Genomic DNA, 18,554 nt, shown 5'->3' on the forward strand with positions numbered 1-18,554 from the left:
CATCCCGAACTCAGCAGTGAAACGATGCATCGCCGATGGTAGTGTGGGGTTTCCCCATGTGAGAGTAGGTCATCGTCAAGATTAAATTCCGAAACCCCAATTGCGAAAGCAGTTGGGGTTTTGTTTTAGTAGAAGTATCTGTTTTTGCTGGCTTGTTACCGTGTTGACGGGCCAGATAAAGAATTTCTTGACGACCATAGAGCGTTGGAACCACCTGATCCCATCCCGAACTCAGTAGTGAAACGATGCATCGCCGATGGTAGTGTGGGGTTTCCCCATGTGAGAGTAGGTCATCGTCAAGATTAAATTCCGAAACCCCTGTCTGCTAACGCAGACAGGGGTTTTGTCATTACAGGGTCTGCACAATCCAGTGATCAAACCGCTTTACGTGCCTTGCTGATACGTCGAGCCTGCCATTTGCGCCACCAGATGTAGACGCCAGTCCCTGACAACCCCGCAATCAAAACACCTAACACCGCGATCATTACTTGCCCCGTCACACCAATGATCCGTCCACCGTGTATCGGTAACTGCAACCGGTAGAATTGTTCCCCTAACGTCCCCTGTCCGGCAATTTCCTGCCCTAACAATCGCCCATCGGTACCGTGCAAGAACAGCCAGGATTTACCATGTGCTTCAGTGTCATGCTGCCCGAATCCTGCGCCGTAGAAGTTGTACTCAAAGCTGTAATACAACTCCCCAATCGCCGCTGTCAGCCCCAACCTTTTTCCCTCCTCTAATGCCCTCTCATACGCCTGTTGATAACTCAATCGAGTCACCCCCAACTCTGAGGAAGGCATTCGTCCTCGCGCCTCGTAGATGCTCGGCTCAATCGGTGAAAACAGCGACACCGCAGGCTTGAACACCTGACTCGGCAAGTTCATGGCTACGCTACTCACCGCGATCGGCAGCAACAACAGCCACAGCCATAATCCACCCGCGCGATGCAGATCGAAGTTAAGCCGATAGGCATGCCCGCCCTTGACCTTCCAGGCCGTCGACCACTTCTTCCAGAACGGCTTGCCACGCGGCAACGTCAGCGACAGCGCCACAAAGCAATCGATGACCCACGCGATTGCCACCAAGCCCATCAACCACAGTCCCCAGTTTTCCGGTAGCGTCAGGTTGTAGTGGAATTCGAGAATGAACGGGACGAAATTCTCCCGTTGAAAACAGCACTCGCCCCAATAACGCTGACCCTTTTGTTCAGCATTCACCGGATCCAGATAGAACACCTGATTGCGCTCATCGAACGGCTTGCCCGTCGCCGGATCGTTACGTGGCACCGCCGCCAATAGCGCGGTATGCCCGGCCTCATGCGGATACTCCATGTACCAGACCTGAAGCTTCGGATGCGCAGACTGCACCGCATCAACCAGCTCGCCCGGCGGCAATCGCGAACCCTCGGCAGACGCCGAATAAAACTGCGGGTTCAACCACTCATCCAGCTCATGGTTGAACGCCAGAATGCTTCCGGTAATCCCGGCCAGCAACAGGAACACTGCTGTGGCCAAACCGATATAGCGATGCAACAAAACCAGAAACGCACGCATGAAAATTTTCCCCACTGAAACGACAAAGCCAGCCCCTGAATTTCAGGGGCTGGCTTTTTTATGCACGAGACAAATGACTTAGAACTGGTAGCTGACCGTCGCCGCGACGTTGCGCTCTTCGCCCATGTAGCAGAAGTTCAGACTGGCGCAGGAAGCGACGTAGGACTCGTTGGTCAGATTGTTCGCGTTCAGGCGTACGTCGACGCCCTTCAAGCCAACCTTGCCCAAGTCATAACCGATCGAGGCGTCGAAGAGTGTGTAGGACGGCACCTTCAAGGTGTTTTCCGCATCCGCCCAGCTGTAACCGACATAACGCACACCACCGCCCAGACGCAGGCCATCGAGCGCTGCGCTGTCGAACTTGTAGTCAGCCCACAACGACGCCATGTGTCGCGGCGCCTGTGTTGGCGAGTTGCCTTTGTTCTCGATCACATCGGTCGGCGTGCTCAAGGTGCTGACCATCGACTTCGAATATTCGATGTCGGTGAAGGTGTAGCTGCCGAGCACTTTAAGGTTATCGGTCAGTTGCATGTGCGCTTCCAACTCCAGACCTTGCGAGCGGACAGCGCCTACAGCGCGGTAGAAGTTTTCCTGCGGCAGTTTGGTCGCCAGGTTCTCCTGGTCGATACGGAACAGCGACGCGGTGAACAGGTTGTCAGTGCCCGACGGTTGGTACTTCAAACCGACTTCCCACTGCGTGCCATCGGTAGGCGCCAACGGATTGCCGGCGCTGTCGGCATAGGAGTTCGGGTTGAACGATTCCGAGTAGCTGACGTAAGGCGCCAGACCGTTATCGAACAGGTACAACGCACCCGCGCGGCCGGTCAGTTTGGTGCGTCGGTCGTTGATCTCTGTACCTTCCGGACGCCCCGCTTCAGCGATGCGGTTCTCATCGGAAGTCTCGACCCAGTCCTGTCGCAGGCCCAGCGAGAAGCGCCATTTATCCATCTCGATCAGGTCTTGCAGATACACACCGGTCTGCTCCAGACGACGCAGATAGCTGGTCTCGCCGTACATATCGATCGCCGAGTTGCCGTACACCGGGTTGAACGCATTGATCGGCGCGAGTCCGCCGCTGGTCCAGTCGACCACGGTTTTTCGTCGCTGGTAATCCGCACCCATCAACACGGTGTGCTTGGTCGCGCCGGTGAAAAATTCGGCCTGAAGCATGTTGTCGACGATGAACGCATGCAGACGCTCATCACCGCCGGTGTAGTAGCGGTTCAGCTCGTTGCTGGTCGGCGTAGTCCAGCCATACGCATAGACCTGATCCATGTTCACTTTGGAATCGAGGTAGCGGAAGTTCTGCCGAGCGGTGAAGACATCATTGAAGCGATGTTCGAACTGATAACCGAACGACTGCTGATCACGCGAGTAACCGTCGATACCCGGCTCGCCCTCGAAGAAGTGCGGGGAAATCCGGTTGCCGTTGCGCTGATGGATCGTGCCGTCCGCCGGCACGCCGCCGTGGTAGCCGCCATCCGGATCGTGTTGCAGATACGCCTGCAAAGTCAGCGACGTATCTTCATTGAAATCGATGCTGACGGTTGGCGACAGCGCAAAGCGTTTTTCCTTGTTGTGGTCGAATTGCGTGTCGGACTGATCCGTTAACCCGATCAGACGATAGGCAATGCGCTTGTCGTCATCGACCGGGCCGCTGAAGTCAAAACCGACCCCGCGCTGACCTTGCGTACCGACGGTGGCTTGCACCTGATGGTAAGCCTCGTAAAGCGGCTTTTTACTGGTCAGTGCCACCAGGCCGCCCGGCGAACTGCGGCCGTACAGAACCGACGACGGCCCCTTGAGAATGTCCACGCGCTCAAGGAAATACGGGTCGACCTGCATGGTGCTGTAAGTGCCGCTGTCGCCCATCGACTTGAGGCCGTCGAGGTAAATGTTATCCACCGAGCCGTCGTTGAAGCCGCGCATCGCCACGTAGTCATAGCGATGGGTCGCGCCATACGGATTGGTCAGCACACCCGGGGTGTAGCGCATGGTTTGCGAGACGGTTTGCGAACCTTGGTCGTCCATTTGCTCGCGAGTGACTACCGACACGCTCTGCGAGGTTTCCAGCAATGCGGTACTGGTTTTGGTGGCGATCTGGCTGTGCGTGGCGTTGTAGCCGTCCATGCTGCCCAGCGCGTTGCCGAGGGCGAAGCCTTTGATGTCGGTGGTCGGCAGGGCCAGCGCTTCGGTTTCGGCGGTCGGGCGCAGGACGTAGCTGCTGCCATCCTGACTGACCGCTTCCAGACCGGATCCGCCAAGCAAATGGCTCAGCGCCTGATCGGTCGAATATTCACCCTGTACACCCGGCGATTGCCGGCCCTGAGTTTGCTGCGGCGTCATCGACAAGGTGATGCCGGCCTGACGTGCGAACTGATTCAGCGCTTCGCCCAGCGGCCCGGCAGCGATGTTGTAGCGCTGGCCGACTTCACTGTTAACGGTGTCGGCCGCCACGCTGACGCTTGGCAGCACAGCGACGCCCAGCGCGGTGGAAAACAGCGCCGCCCGAATGGCGTGGCGCAACAGGCCCGATTCGCAGGTGAAATTCAGAGGGTTCTTACAGGTGGCGCGGACAGTCATTGTAGGTTTCCGTAGGAAGTCGCAAACGCTTGAATTGAAGTGCTTACTGACTAAGCCGGACTTGCCGCAAAAACCCGCCAAAATAATTTCAGACCACACGTTCCAGAGTTACCCACCAGCGTGTGCGATAGCGCAACTGCACCGGCAAGGTCTGCGGCAGGATGGCCAGCAACTTGTCGGTGTCTTCGAGGCGGAACACGCCGGACAGGCGCAAATCGGAAACCTCTGACGCGCAATTCAGAAAACCCTGACGATAGCGGCCGACTTCCTTGAGGAAATCGCCCAGACGCATGTTGCGGGTAACGATCAAGCCGTCGACCCACGCGCCCGCATCCATATCCAGCGCCGGTGCCGGACGCACTTGATAGGGATCGATCAGATAACTCTGTCCGGCCAGCGCTTCGATAACAGTCCCGGCAGAATGAATGGCCACCTGCCCGTGGGTGACGCTCAGCCGCGTGCAATCGCTGTCCTGACGCAGGATGAACCGCGCATTCTGCGGCTCGTAGGATCCGTGACGACTATGCACGCGCAGCGGCCGTTCAAAATCAGCGCCTTCATCGGCGCCACCACAGGTGACGATGATTTCGCCACGCGTCAGTTTGATCAGCCGTTGTTGCGCGGTGTAATCCAGATCCACCGCGCTGGCGGTATTGAGTTCGATCCGCGTGCCGTCCGGTAACTGGAAACCACGCCGCTCGCCGGTGGCCGTGGCGTAATCGGCGCTCCATTGCTGCCACGCGGCCGTGTCTTTGGCCAACCATGCGGCGGAGCCCATCAACACTGCGCCAGACAACAGCTTCAACGCCTGCCGACGATTCAGTCCCTGCGCGCTGTTCTCCAGGGTATTGAATGCCACTTGTGCGCCCGGCACCGCGCGCAGGTTGTTGCTCAACTCGGCGTGCAGCGACTGCACGCGTTGCCAGGCCAATTCATGTTCATGATGCTCGGCGCGCCACTGTTCGCACTGGCGATTCAGGCGCGCATTGCCATGGTTATTACGCAGACGCAGCAGCCAGTGAATGGCTTGCTTCACCGCTTTTTGCGGCGGATCCGCGCGACGGCCGAGGGACAAGTTATCCACAGCCATCAGCTTTCGTACCGCAGCACGTAGCAGTGATACAGCGCATCGGCGACGTAACGTTCCACCGAGCGCAGCGACAAACCCATCTGCTCGGCAATCTGCTTGTGGGTCAAACCTTCGCACTGCGCCAGGAGAAATGCCTGACGCACTTTCGGCTTCAGTCCTTCAAGCATGCGCGCAATGCTTTCGAGCAATTCGATCACCAGCGCACGGGCTTCGGCACTCGGCGTTTCGGCTTCGGGCAAATGGGCGATGGTTTCCAGGTAGGCGCGTTCGATTTCCTCGCGGCGCCAATGGTCGATCACCAGACCACGGGCGATGGTGCGCAAAAAGGCGCGGGGCGCTTTCAGTTCTAGGCGTTCGGTGCGTTGCAGCAGACGCACGAAGGTGTCCTGCGCCAGATCCGCCGCATCCGCTGCGTTGCCCAGCCGTGCGCGCAGCCAAGCGTTGAGCCAGCCGTGATGACTACTGTAAAGCGCCTGAACGGCGAACTCGGGTGAGGACATGAACGCGGCTGCCAAAACGTCACAAATGATAATTAGTCGCATTGTTATCAAGGGTTACAGGTTTTGCAACCGCCGCTCGAACATCCGTCCTAAAAAATTTTGCTGCGCAGGCTCTAGCACGCCGTTCGGCGGGAATCCGAGGCAAAAGCCGTCCATTTCCCACGCAACCCTAAGATTTCTCCTTCACGTGCCGACAGACTGGTGAGACATGCGTGCACCAAAGTAGAGCGACCGGCAGAACGTTGCCTACCCGTCACTGGAAATCAGAGCGGCTGACCCTCAGCGCTACTGAACATCGGAGCTACATGGAATGTTGCATCTGGAACGCATCCCCACCTTCGGCATAAGAAGTCCCATGAAATGAATCTCAAGTTCAGCCATAAAATTTTGTTGGCCGCCTCGGGCGTCGTGGTCCTGGCTTTCGCGTTATTCACCCTCTACAACGATTATCTGCAGCGAAACACCATTCGCCAGAATCTCCAATCCTCCGTACAGCAGGCCGGCGATCTAACCGCCAGCAGCGTGCAGAACTGGATGAGCGGGCGGATTCTGGTGCTGGAAAACCTCGCGCAGAATGTCGCCCATCAAGGCAAAGACGCCGACTTCCCGGGTCTGGTCGACCAACCGGCCTTCACCCAGAACTTCCAGTTCACCTACGTCGGTCAGGCCAACGGTGTCTTCACCCAGCGCCCTGACGCGAAGATGCCGGACGGTTACGATCCGCGTCAGCGCCCTTGGTACAAACAAGCGGTCGCCGCCGATAAAACCATGCTCACCCCGCCGTACATGGCCGCTGTCGGTGGCCTGGTGGTGACCATCGCCATGCCGGTGAAACACAACGGCGAATTGCTCGGTGTGGTCGGCGGTGACTTGAGCCTGGAAACCCTGGTGAAGATCATCAACTCGGTGGACTTCGGTGGCCTCGGCCATGCGTTTCTGGTCAGCGCTGACGGTCAGGTGATCGTCAGCCCGGACAAAGATCAGGTGATGAAAAACCTCAAGGACATCTACCCGAACAGCAACGTGCGCATCGAAAAGGGCAACCAGAATGTGCTGCTCAACGGCGAGGAACGCATTCTGTCGTTCACCCCGGTCAGCGACCTGCCGAATGCGCAGTGGTACATCGGTCTGTCGATCGATCGCGACAAAGCCTACGCCGCACTCAGCCAATTCCGCACCTCGGCGCTGATCGCGATGTTCGTTGCCGTGGGCGCGATTGCCTTGCTGCTGAGCCTGTTGATCAATGTGTTGATGCGTCCGCTGACCACCATGGGTCGCGCGATGCAGGACATTGCGCAGGGCGAGGGTGATTTGACCCGCCGCCTAGTCGTTGAAAGCAAAGACGAATTCGGTGAGTTGGGCAGCGCCTTCAACCAGTTCGTTGAGCGTATCCACGCGTCGATTTCCGAAGTGTCCTCCGCGACCCGCCAAGTGCATGACTTATCGCAACGAGTGATGGCGTCGTCCAACGCCTCGATCGTCGGTTCCGACGAACAAAGTGCGCGCACCAACAGCGTCGCGGCGGCGATCAACGAATTGGGCGCCGCCACTCAGGAAATCGCGCGCAATGCCGCCGATGCTTCGCAGCACGCCAGCGGCGCGAGCGAGCAGGCTGACGATGGTCGTCAGGTGGTGGAACAAACCATTCTGGCGATGACCGAGTTGTCGCAGAAAATCAGCCTGTCGTGCACGCAGATCGAAACCTTGAATGCGAGTACCGACAACATCGGCCACATTCTCGATGTGATCAAAGGCATCTCGCAGCAGACCAACCTGTTGGCGCTGAACGCGGCGATTGAAGCGGCGCGTGCCGGTGAGGCCGGGCGTGGTTTTGCCGTGGTCGCGGATGAGGTGCGCAACCTGGCCCATCGCACACAAGAGTCGGCGGAAGAGATTCACAAGATGATCACGTCCCTGCAAGTCGGTTCGCGTGAGGCGGTGAGTACGATGAACGCCAGTCAGGCATCCAGCGAGCAGAGCGTCGAAGTGGCCAATCAGGCCGGTTTGCGTCTTGTCAGCGTGACCCAGCGCATCGGTGAAATCGACGGCATGAACCAGTCGGTGGCAGCGGCGACGGAAGAGCAGACAGCGGTGGTGGAAACCCTCAATGTCGACGTTAACCAGATCAACATGCTGAACCAGCAGAGCGTGGCCAACCTCAATGAAACGTTGAAGGATTGCGATGCGTTGTCGCAGCAGGCGAATCGGTTGAAGCAGTTGGTCGACAGTTTCAAAATCTGACCGCGTTATCGTTCTTCGCGAGCAAGCCCGCTCCCACAGTTGGAATGCGTTCCCCTGTGGGAGCGGGCTTGCTCGCGAAAGCGGTGGTTCATTCACCACACATCTATAGCCTTAAACAAACAGCCTCAAAACATTCCCCATCGCCTCATCCGCAAATCCCTGCACAAAATCCTTGAACCCCGGCAGCGCCTCTTCGCCACCGCCGGCAGGCTCGGCAATGATCGTCCACGTCGCGCGGGATTTGCCCGTGCCCAGCGCTTCCACATTCATCGCCGCCCACAGATTCGCCACGCCCAGCGTGTTGTAGATCGTCGTCCAGGTCATGCTCAGCGCCTGGTCGTCGCGGGAGTTGAGTTGCTCGACCACCACGTTGCCATCCTTGAAAAATTTCTTGCGCAGCGAGGACACGCCCTCACCGGTCATTTCGATGTGCGACAGCGCCGGAATGAAACGGTCGAAACCGCCGAAATTACCGACCACCGCCCAGACCTGCGCCGCGTCCACCGGCACTTCCACCGATGAAACAACGTGGCAGCCATGCGGGTTTTTGATCAGGGTGTCGGGTTGCAGAGTGCTCATGGTGTTGCTCCTTGTTGTTGGATCAGATGAAGTTGATTTCTTTCAGGTAAGCGCAGCCGCGACGCAGCAGCGCCGGGGATTTCTGCGGGTAGTGCGCACCCATCTGCTGCACGCCGGCTTCAGCGTTGGCGTGGCCGATCAGGGAGATGTCGCCGATGTCTTCTTCAAAGCCGTTGAGGTAGAAACCGAGCACGCCGAACAGCGCGTTATCGGCGTCGACGCGGCCGAGTTGCTGCTGCCAGTCGGCGACGCTGACCAGTGAAAATTCGCTGCCGGTTTCGCGGAAGGAAGCAACGTAGGCATCCCAGCTCAGCGGCTCTGGGTTATGCAGGTTGAACACCGCGTGATCGGGCGAATATCGGCTGGCATGGAAGGCGATAAATCGCGCGAGAAAGTCCACCGGCATCAGATCGAAATTCAACGCGAAGGCCGGCACCTGGCCGAGCTGAATCGAGCCTTTGAGCATCAGCATCAAACGGTTTTTGTGCGGCTGACACACGCCGCTCAGGCTGTTGAAACTGATGTTGCCGGGTCGATACAGATTGACCCGTACGCCGCGTTCCCGCGCGCGTTCGAGGATGCGTTCGCCGACCCACTTCGACAGGTTGTAGCCGTTGCGAATGTAGATCGGTGGCGTCAGTGCTGCGGGCAATTCCAGCACCTGGCCGGCGTCGTCGACGGTGCTGGACGCCGACAGCGTCGAGACAAAATTGAAGACCTTTTTGCTCTGCCCTTCGCACAGGCGCAGCAGGGCGAAAATCGGCTCGACGTTGTCCGCCGCCAGTGACTCGTAGTCGAGCACGTGATTGACGTTGGCGGCGTTGTGCACCAGCGCGCCGAACTCGCGATCGAGACGCTGATAATCGTCGTCGGCCAAGCCCAATTGCGGGCGAGTGATATCTGCCGCGTAAACCCGCACCCGACTCAGATTCAGATGCTCCAGACGGTTTTCGCGCAGTGACTGCGCAAAGCGCTGCGCCGCCGTTTGCCCGCCGCCGTCACGCACCAGACACGCGACCTCGCTGGCGCCCCAGCCGAGCAGCGCTTCGACGATGTGCACACCGACAAAACTGTTGGCGCCGGTAACGATGACCTTGTGCACATCGCCCATGCGGCTGATCGGCAGCGGCTCGATTTCCAGCACACGTTCGGCGTCGGCCATCGCCTGGGCGCTGAGTACCGCGCTGTCATCGGTGCCGCGCACCAGCGTCGCGAGTTTGATGATGGTCGGCAGTTCGATGAAGCGATTGATCGAGATGCTGCGACCGAACTCCTCCCGCAAGCGCAGCAACATCCGCGACAACAGAATCGAATGGCCGCCGAGATTGAAGAAGCTTTCGTCGGTGGAGATATCGCTGACGGGCAGCTCCAACAACTCGGCCCAGATCTCCAGCAACAACGCTTCATCAGCATTCGCCGGCAGGCATTTCGGGCCGTTGTCCTGCACGCTCACCGGCAATTCCAGCAGCGCTTTGCGGTCGACTTTGCCGTTGCTGGCGAACGGCATGCTCGGCAGTTCAGTCCACGCCACCGGTTGCATGTAGTCCGGTAAAAACTGCTGGGCGTGGGCCTTCAGTGCATCGCGGGAATCATTGGATTGTGGCTGCGCGAGGAACGCCAGAATCCGCCGCTGCGGATCAATCACCACGGCTATTTGTCGATACAGCAGGCTTTCGCGCAGGCAGCGTTCGATCTCTTCCGGCTCGACCCGGAAACCACGAATCTTCACCTGATTATCGCGGCGTCCGCACAGTTCGATGCCGTGCTCGCCCCACCTGGCCATGTCGCCGCTGCGGTAAGCGCGCAGGGTTTCGCCATCGGGCAATTGCAGGTTCAGATAACGCTCGGCAGTCTGCTGCGGATTGTTCAGATAGCCGAGGCAAACGCCGGGGCCGACGATGAACAACTCGCCGACGGTGTGCTCGGGCACCGGTTGCAGATCGTCATCGAGAATCAGCACTTGGCTGTTGGCAATCGGCGCGCCGAGGCTGCGGTTGCTGTCGCCGGGTGTGAGTTGTCGCGCAGTGATCAACACCGTGGCTTCGGTCGGGCCGTAGAGGTTGTGCAGCGTGCCTTGGCGGGTCAGTTGTTCAATGACGAACGGCTCGCAGACATCGCCGCCGGTCATCACTTGCACGCCTTCCAATTGTTCCAGCGGCAGGATGCTCAGCAGCGCGGGTGGCAGGAAGGCGTGAGTCAGTTGCCGACGACGGATCAACGCGACCAGTTGCAGCGGATCGCGGCGTTGCGTGTCGTCCGGCACCACCAGTTCGGCGCCTGTGAGCAGGGTCGGGAAGATGTCGATCAGCGACGAATCGAAACTCAGTGAAGAGAACTGCAACACCCGACTCTCGGCGTGCAATTGCACGTAGTCGGCGTACCACGCGGTGAAGTGCGCGAGGTTGGTCTGACTGAGCAATACGCCTTTCGGATGCCCGGTGGTGCCCGAGGTGTAGAGCGCCATGCAGGGCGCATCGAGTGCGGGGCGCTGGCGCATCAACGCTTGGCTGAGATCTGCTTGGGCGCTGTCGATGCGACTGACGTCCAGCCCTGCCATGGTTGCGCTGAGCGGATGCTCGCCGTCATGCAGCAACAGCAGCGCGCCGGCGTTTTGCAGGATGTATTGCTGGCGCTGCAGCGGATGGCTCGGCTCCAGCGGCAGATACACCGCACCGCTGCCGAGGAGCGCCAGAATCGAAGCGAACAGCGCCGGGCTTTTCGGCAGGCAGATACCGACCACCCACGGCTGTGGATGCTGCTCAAGAATCGGCAGCAAACGCTGTTGAATTGCGCGGCTGTGGGCGTGCAATTGGCGGTAGCTGATGGAGCGTTCGCCGAGGTGCAGCGCCGGACGTTCGGCATGCTCGATCAGGCTCTGTTGCAGCCGCTCGATCAGCGGGATTTGCGCCTGTTTCAGCAGCGCCGGTTTCGCCGTGTGGTTGAGGCGATGGACGTAGGCCAGGCTGTCGAGAAACAGCAGGTTTTCCATCCGCTCGAAATCTGGCGCAGTCACCGTATGGGCTTGCTGCAGATAATCCGCATCGCGGGAGAAGCGGCTGACCAGCAACGCCACTTCGTCCACCACATGCGTGAGCACCCGCTGGCGCAATGTCTGGCCGTTGCCGGATGGCTCATCACCAATCGGCACACGGCTGATCAAAGACGAGCCGAGAAAGCACAGCAAATCGAGTGTCGGCAAACCCGCAGCGCTTTGCGCTCCAATACCTAAGCGCAGATGCAAATGCGGAATCGCGCAGAAATCACCAGCGCCGATAAAACCATCGTCAATGATCAAATCCACCGTCGATTGTGCGGCGCCGTTGCGCGTCAATGTGTGACCGTGTTGTTCCAGTTCCTGCGCCAGGTCGGTCATGGCCTGGCTGGCGCCAATCAGCAAAATGTCGAGACGTTTCATGTCGGCCTCCTCAAACCAGGTAGTCGCGCAGGGCGTGCTGCACGCAAGGCGTGTCGAGCAGCGAACTGTTGTGGAAGAACTTGACGATGTTGCCCACCAGCGGATGGTGGCGATTGATCGGGAAGGCCAGCCCGGCGATTTCGTCCTTGAGTGATCGCCTTGTGATCTGGCTGACCGGCAGGGCATCGATCAGGCGCAGATCAAAGGATTTCTGGATGTCGTTGGTCAGGTAATGGCCGATGAACACCGGCAGAATCTGCGCGATGGTTTCGCGATCAGCGTCGCTCGCGGTGTGCCAATAGATGCGCACCATCCGCGCCCAGAAACTTGAGTGGCGGCCCTCGTCGAGCAAGTGGTCGGCCATCAGGCCCTTGATCGACGGCTTGACCGTGTCGTCCCGGGCGAAGGCGGCAACGTCGCCGGTCACGGTGTTTTCGGCGATGGCCACGCAGATCAATTCCACAGCGCTGCGCAGGTGTTCCGGGGCCAATGCGACGGCGGCGGGAATCGCTCGGCTGAGTTCGATTTCATCGGGCAACTGGATCGGTTCGATGCCGGTCATCGCCACCGTTTGCTGCATGAAATCCATCGCTACCAACGCGTGGTAATCCTCGTCGACCACCACGGTCATCGCGTCATACCGACAAGCAAACGGAAAGGCCACGGCGAAGCGATTTTTGGCGATGCTGCGCGCGGTCTTGTCGACGATTTCCGTCTCGAAAATCACAACGTCGTTGATGAATTTGTACAAGGTCTGCACCAACGCAAAATCGCGTTGCTGCGGGCACTCACGCAGGAAGGTTTCGCTGAGCACCAGCGGCTGGCGACTGAGCGGATAGATCAGACGCTCATCATTTTCCAGCACGCGGCGCGGGCGGGTGCGGATGGTCGCGCGGCTTTCCCAAGTGTCGGCGAACGATTGATAGTCGGCGGCATTCATTGCGCGACCTCCGCCAACGGTTCGCGCATGCTCAGGCGCAGGCCGTCCCACAGGGCGATGCGGCTTTCGACAGCGGCGACGGCGCTGGCGTAGACCTCGACTTCGCGCTGCGGATCGCCATCGACCAGACGCTCGAGCAGTTGTTCTGCGGCGGGGCCGTGGTCTTCGGAGTCGACTTCGATGTGCCGTTCCAGGTAGTAGCGGAAGGTCGGTGCTTGCTCGATGCCGATGCCCCAGTCGTCGAGGATGCGCTGGAACATGGTCGGGATCACGCTTTCGCGACCGTGCAGAAACGCCGCTGCAACGCTGTGCCCCGGCGCATGGAGGGCGGTGCGCAGGGTGTCGCGGACAAACTGCGCGGCGGCCGGATCGACGTCGATGCTTTGCAGCGCAACGTCGTAGCTCACGCCTTCCTGTTGCAGCGCGACGAAGCGCTCCACTGCCGTGGTACTCGCGCCGATTTCGCGCATTGCATCCAGGTACAACTCGAAATGGCTGTAGTGACCGTGGGCCAGACGATCGTCGGATTCTTCGCCAAGGACGATTTCATTGATCAGCCGTGCCGCACGAGGATCACGCGGCGGTAGCCACGGCAAACACGTGCAGGTCAGTTCCTGCTGCAGGCGTTTGGTCAGCGACATGAAATCCCACACGGCAAACACGTGGGTTTCCATAAAGCGGCGCAAGACCGATAACGAGTTGATCTCGGAAAAGATCGGGTGAATGCTAAGTTCGGCTTTCTTCAGGGCGAGTTGGTGCTTAGTGGGCATCATGATGTCCTTTATCATTGATTATGGAATGGCACTTTTGTTTCAACTGCGCAATCAGTGGAGCGAAGGCTTGCTTGTAACTTGTCGACGGGCGACAAAGACTTCCAGACGGAAGTTGTTGTACTGAATGTACTGGCGATTAAAGCCTGCGGGCTGCTGGAGGGCCGCTGTCGTCATGGGTGTGGCATATAGCTTGTGCCGAAGTTTGCAGCGAATTTCAAACTCGGCGAGAGAAAAGTAATACACGGCAAAAGCATTTAACAAGTGTAATTTTAATTATTTTAAGTTGGGTGTTTTTCAAATATGAGTGCCCCCGATAAAACTTACGGGTTAAGTTTTATTTGGGCGTAGTTACTCCTTTCAGCCAATAACAGCCAAAATTGGTCGACAAGAGTGAATGCCTCACTCGAAGCAACTTTCTAATGAAAAAGATTGGTGTGGTTTGAGGGATGAAAGTTGGCCGGGAACGGCGCCATGACTTTCCTTTTCCCGTGACAAGGCTCCTTCCGTAGGTTCCTGTTGCGGGGGCTGCACCACCAGGCGGTGCGCCCCCGTTCTTTATTGGGGTTGGCCGTTCAAGAGTGCGGGTAAATGACCGCGACGGCTATTACCGATTAGTCATTGCCACCGTGGCAATTTCGGACTGGCAGGCGCGAGGAGGTTAGAGCGAAGGGGCCGATCCGCCACTGTGTTCACGCAAGATCGGCAAAGAGGATTTGTAAGCGGGTTATTCACCGGACGGACGTGAAGCCCGCCCAGCGTGCAAAAGGTCAGTAAGCGGCTTTGCGATTTTGCGCGGCAGGACTGGCGAGATAGCGGGTGATCACCTCGACACCACGGTTGAGGTGCTGCTCAAGCAGCATCACCGAGCGTTCAACGTCGCGCTCGATCGCGGCTTGCAACAGGTCGCGGTGATCGTCCTGAGACGTTTTACCCAGGCCCATGGCTTCAAGGTTGAAACGCAGAAAGCGTTCTTCTTCATTGAGACCGTCCTCGACCAGACGCAGCAGGCGCTTGTTCGGCGCCTTGGCGTACAGCGCCATGTGGAACAGGCGATTGAGCCGACCGATTTCGGTGTAGTCGTGTTGGGTTTCGAGTTCGCGGATGTAGCCGGCGGCGAGCTCGTGATCGGCTGCTGTCAGCAACGGGATCGACTGCCGCAGCGCCTCGCCCTCAAGCAGAATGCGCAATTCGTAGGTTTCCGTGGCGTCGCCCTGAATCAGCGCGGCGACCACCGCGCCTTTGTGCGTGGTCACGCTCAGCAGTTCTTGCGCTTCGAGCTGGCGCAACGCTTCGCGCACCGGCATGCGGCTGACCCCGAACAAATCGGCCAAATCCTGCTGGCGCAGGGCGGTGCCGCACGGCAGGCGACCATCGAGAATGGCTGCGCGCAGGGTTTCTTCGATGATCGAGCGGGCCAGGTGTGCAGGAATCGGCCCATCGACTTTAATGCTGTGTAGCGGCTTGGGCTTCTGTGTCACGACTACGCACCCTGTAGGTCGGCTGAATTTGGATCCAAATGACACTAGTGATTGCCCTACAAGTTGTCAAACTGTGTAGAGGAATACTTGGCAAACAGTTTAGCGCGATGCCGATGATCTCATCGTGCCATTGTCTTTTAACGGGCTAAGCTTCACCATCAAACGCTTTCCTTCCTGCCCCCCGGAAACCTGCTGTGGCGGTACGTTTCGCGATCCCTCGGACTCTGCGCTGGCTAGGCTGCGCACTGCTGCTGGCCAGTCTTATGCTGGGCGGTCTGCATGCCGATTGGGATTTTTCCGCGATCAGCCGCAAAGCCACCACCCTGTACGGGCCGCTCGGTGCCGGGCAGCAGCGCATCGATGCCTGGCAGAATCTGTTGGCGACGCAGCAACAGGCCAGCGAAACGGAGAAGCTGAAAGTGGTGAACCTGTTTTTCAACAAACAGGTGCGCTACGTCGAAGACATCGACCTGTGGCACGAGGTCGATTACTGGGAAACGCCGATCGAGGCGCTGTGGAAGGGCGCTGGCGACTGCGAAGACTATGCGATCGCCAAGTATTTCAGCCTGCGCCATCTCGGCGTCTCCAGTGACAAGCTGCGCATCACTTACGTCAAGGCACTGCGCCAGAATCGCGCGCACATGGTGCTGACGTACTATTCCACCCCCGATGCCATGCCGCTGGTGCTCGACAGTCTGATCGATCAGATTCAACCGGCGTCGCAGCGAACCGATTTGCTGCCGGTCTACTCTTTCAATGCTGAAGGGTTGTATTTGCCGGGCGCCAAGGGCAACAAGAAGGTCGGTGATACCAAACGCCTGTCACGCTGGCAGGATGTGTTGAAGAAAATGCAGGCCGAAGGTTTTCCGGTCGAGACGACTAACTAGGAGCACGCGCTCAGATGTCTTTGTTCAAACAGCTGTTGATCGCTATCTGTCTGTTCCTGGTGGTCGCCTTCACCGGCAGCTTCATGGTCAGTCTGGAAAGCTCGCGTACCCAGTACGTCAACCAGTTGCGCTCGCACGCCCAAGACGCCGCGACGGCGCTGGCCTTGTCGCTGACGCCGAACATCGACGACCCGGCGATGGTCGAGTTGCTGGTCAGTTCGATTTTCGACAGCGGCTATTACGCGAGCATTCGTGTGGTTGATGTGAAGACCGACAAAACCATGGTCGAGCGCAGCGGCAGCCCGGCGGTCACCAACGTGCCGGACTGGTTCGTCAAACTGATCGGCCTCGAACCCGCCGGTGGCGATGCGCTGGTCAGCCGTGGCTGGGAGCAGGCGGCGCGGGTCGAGGTGGTCAGCCACCCGATGTTCGCTGTGGCCAAGCTGTGGCAGAGCGCGTTGGGCAGCCTTGGCTGGCTGCTGGTCTGTGGCGCGGTGAGTGCGGTGCTTGGCGCGCTGCTGTTGCGCCGGCAATTGAAACCGCTGGATTACATGGTCAAGCAATCCCACGCCATTGCCCGCCGCGAATTTCTCAGCCTGCCGGACTTGCCGCGCACACCGGAATTGCGCCGCGTGGTACTGGCCATGAACCAGATGGTCGAGAAACTCAAAGCGCTGTTCCAGGAGCAGGCCGAGCGCAGTGAAAAGCTGCGTGCCGAGTCGTATCAGGACAACCTCACCGGGCTGGCCAACCGACGTTATTTCGAGATGCAGCTGAACAACCGCGTGAGTAATGCCGAACAGGCCAGCTCCGGTTATCTGCTGCTGTTGCGGGTCAAGGATCTGGCCGGGCTTAACCAGCGTCTGGGCGGTCAGCGTACTGATGAATTGTTGAAAGCGGTGGGCGAGCAATTGTCCCGCGAGTGCGCCAAATACCCGGAAACCCAGAACCTCGTCACGCGTATTCGTGGTGGTGAATTCGCGGTGTTGGCGCCGGGGCTGGTGCGGGAGGAAGCGCTGCAACTGGCGCAGAATCTCGACACTGCGCTGAGCAGTTTGCACGCCACCGGCGCTACCGATGTTGAGGCCGTGGCATCGATTGGTCTGGCGCCGTTCGCTCACGGTGACTCGCCGCAATCGGTGTTGAGCCTTGGCGATCAGGCGTTGGCGCAAGCCGAAGGGCAGGGCGAGCAGAACTGGGCGTGCCTCGATCAGAGCCTGACCGCCGACGTTGGCGACGATCACCATGCCTGGCACCGCTTGCTCGATCAGGCGCTGACTCAGCAGCGTTTCGAGCTGTATTTCCAACCGGTGGTGGCGGCGCAGGACACGCAACTGGTGCTGCATTACAAAGTACTCTCGCGCTTGCTCGATGAGCACGGCCAGACCATTCCTGCCGGGCGTTTCCTGCCATGGCTGGAGCGCTTCGGCTGGACGGCGCGACTGGATCGCCTGATGCTTGAGCGCGTACTGGAGCAGATGAAAGGGCATGAAGATTCGCTGGCGCTGAACTTGTCGTCAGCGACGCTGGCGGATCCGCAGGCGCTGAATAAAGTCTTTGAGATTCTGCGTACGCATTTCAATCTTGGCCCGCGTTTGACCCTGGAAATCGGCGAGGAACAGTTGCCGGATCAGGCTGTGCTGGAGCAGTTGACCCGTCGTCTGCGTGAGTTGGGCTTCTCGCTGAGCCTGCAGCGCTTTGGTGGGCGCTTCAGCATGATCGGCAACCTGGCGCGGCTTGGGTTGGCGTATCTGAAGATCGATGGCAGCTACATTCGGGCGATCGATCAGGAGAGCGACAAGCGTCTGTTTATCGAGGCGATTCAGCGCGCGGCGCACAGTATTGATTTGCCGCTGATTGCCGAGCGCGTCGAGACCGAAGGGGAATTGTCGGTGATTCGCGAGATGGGTTTGTATGGGGTTCAGGGGCAGTTGCTGGGTGAGCCGAAGCCTTGGCAGTAATCCCTTAACTGATGGCGTCAGTGATGACGCTTTCGCGAGCAAGCCCGCTCCCACAGTGGAATGCATTTTAAATGTGGGACTGGAAAGACAAAAAGATCGCAGCCTTCGGCAGCTCCTACAGGGGAGTGCATTTCATGTAGGAGCTGCCGAAGGCTGCGATCTTTTGCTTTAAATCAGCCCGCTCTCATCTTCATCAATCAGTTGGCTTAACCCGCCCAACGCCTCACGTGCCTGGTTACGATCCAGCAGTTTGGCCTGTGCCGCTGGCGGCAGGTCGGTGACGCGGATCACGCCTTTGCTGGTCAGCACTTGAATCAGGTCGTCGAGTACCCGAATCATTTCAAAGTCGCTCTGCTTGAGCTGTTTGAGGCTGTTTTCCACCGCAGCGTTGGCGAACCACGCCTGGATTTCATGGTTGTCGGCCGGCAGCGTTTCCGTGGCTTCGGCGTAAGCCGCCGCTTCCACGCGCGTCAACACACCTTGCGCATCGCGTTGCACGTAAAACATTGAGCATCCCTCAGAAATGAACCAGCGTCATGCTGTCAGCAGCATAG

General features: G+C 58.9%; 13 protein-coding genes, 1 rRNA gene and 1 pseudogene. 5 read left to right on the plus strand and 10 right to left on the minus strand.

All coding sequences use genetic code 11. From position 1 onward, the window contains the following. Positions 1-186 precede the first annotated feature (186 nt). Positions 187-302: ribosomal RNA gene (gene rrf, locus GVL50_RS18800) — 5S ribosomal RNA — on the plus strand. Positions 303-374: 72 nt separating this feature from the next. Here the strand turns inward: rrf and GVL50_RS18805 are convergent. The 4 genes from GVL50_RS18805 to GVL50_RS18820 form a co-directional block, all read right to left on the minus strand. Continuing rightward, positions 375-1,553: a PepSY domain-containing protein gene (locus GVL50_RS18805; protein WP_159814710.1), complete on the minus strand. Its 1,179-nt coding sequence runs from the start codon at positions 1,551-1,553 to the stop codon at positions 375-377. Positions 1,554-1,631: 78 nt separating this feature from the next. Next, positions 1,632-4,136 carry a TonB-dependent siderophore receptor gene (locus GVL50_RS18810; protein WP_159814711.1) on the minus strand — a complete coding sequence of 835 codons (2,505 nt, stop codon included), beginning with the start codon at positions 4,134-4,136 and terminating at the stop codon, positions 1,632-1,634. Between the two features lie 88 nt (positions 4,137-4,224). Then, positions 4,225-5,226: a FecR domain-containing protein gene (locus GVL50_RS18815; RefSeq protein WP_159814712.1), complete on the minus strand. Its 1,002-nt coding sequence runs from the start codon at positions 5,224-5,226 to the stop codon at positions 4,225-4,227. Continuing rightward, positions 5,226-5,726 carry a sigma-70 family RNA polymerase sigma factor gene (locus GVL50_RS18820; RefSeq protein ID WP_026000801.1) on the minus strand — a complete coding sequence of 167 codons (501 nt, stop codon included), beginning with the start codon at positions 5,724-5,726 and terminating at the stop codon, positions 5,226-5,228. Before GVL50_RS18820 ends, GVL50_RS18815 begins: the two co-directional genes overlap by 1 nt. A 360-nt stretch (positions 5,727-6,086) precedes the next feature. On the opposite strand from GVL50_RS18820, the pseudogene GVL50_RS29460 reads away from it, so the two are divergent. Then, positions 6,087-7,112, plus strand: a pseudogene (locus tag GVL50_RS29460) (cache domain-containing protein); the annotation flags it as partial. 69 nt (positions 7,113-7,181) lie between these two features. Continuing rightward, positions 7,182-7,967: a methyl-accepting chemotaxis protein gene (locus GVL50_RS29465; RefSeq protein WP_371262348.1), complete on the plus strand. Its 786-nt coding sequence runs from the start codon at positions 7,182-7,184 to the stop codon at positions 7,965-7,967. Between the two features lie 111 nt (positions 7,968-8,078). On the opposite strand, the gene GVL50_RS18830 is transcribed toward GVL50_RS29465, so the two are convergent. The 5 genes from GVL50_RS18830 to GVL50_RS18850 form a co-directional block, all read right to left on the minus strand. Beyond that, entirely contained in the window at positions 8,079-8,546 is a 468-nt protein-coding gene (locus GVL50_RS18830; protein ID WP_159814714.1) for an SRPBCC family protein, read from the minus strand. A gap of 22 nt (positions 8,547-8,568) precedes the next feature. Further along, a complete protein-coding gene (locus tag GVL50_RS18835; RefSeq protein WP_159814715.1) occupies positions 8,569-11,961 on the minus strand; it encodes a non-ribosomal peptide synthetase in 3,393 nt (1,130 codons plus the stop codon). A gap of 10 nt (positions 11,962-11,971) precedes the next feature. Then, the gene (locus GVL50_RS18840; protein WP_159814716.1) at positions 11,972-12,901 is read right to left on the minus strand and encodes a diiron oxygenase; all 930 of its coding nucleotides are present in this window, start codon (positions 12,899-12,901) and stop codon (positions 11,972-11,974) included. Continuing rightward, positions 12,898-13,674 carry a DUF3050 domain-containing protein gene (locus tag GVL50_RS18845; RefSeq protein ID WP_159814717.1) on the minus strand — a complete coding sequence of 259 codons (777 nt, stop codon included), beginning with the start codon at positions 13,672-13,674 and terminating at the stop codon, positions 12,898-12,900. Before GVL50_RS18845 ends, GVL50_RS18840 begins: the two co-directional genes overlap by 4 nt. 767 nt (positions 13,675-14,441) lie before the next feature. Beyond that, complete coding sequence (locus tag GVL50_RS18850) at positions 14,442-15,152, minus strand: GntR family transcriptional regulator (RefSeq protein WP_159814718.1); 711 nt, start codon at positions 15,150-15,152, stop codon at positions 14,442-14,444. 194 nt (positions 15,153-15,346) lie between these two features. Between GVL50_RS18850 and lapG the strand changes: the two genes are divergently transcribed. Both lapG and lapD read left to right on the plus strand, forming a co-directional pair. Next, positions 15,347-16,039, plus strand: coding sequence for a cysteine protease LapG (gene lapG, locus GVL50_RS18855; protein ID WP_159814719.1), 693 nt, complete (start codon positions 15,347-15,349; stop codon positions 16,037-16,039). A 14-nt stretch (positions 16,040-16,053) separates the two neighbouring features. After that, positions 16,054-18,000, plus strand: coding sequence for a cyclic di-GMP receptor LapD (gene lapD, locus GVL50_RS18860; protein WP_159814720.1), 1,947 nt, complete (start codon positions 16,054-16,056; stop codon positions 17,998-18,000). 168 nt (positions 18,001-18,168) lie between these two features. Here the strand turns inward: lapD and GVL50_RS18865 are convergent, their stop codons facing one another. Then, positions 18,169-18,507 (minus strand): hypothetical protein, encoded by a 339-nt coding sequence (locus GVL50_RS18865; RefSeq protein WP_053116431.1) that lies wholly within the window; start codon positions 18,505-18,507, stop codon positions 18,169-18,171. Positions 18,508-18,554 lie beyond the last annotated feature (47 nt).

Origin of the sequence: Pseudomonas sp. 18058 (genome assembly GCF_902706155.1) — a bacterium.
GTDB classification, from domain to species: Bacteria; Pseudomonadota; Gammaproteobacteria; order Pseudomonadales; family Pseudomonadaceae; genus Aquipseudomonas; species Aquipseudomonas rustica.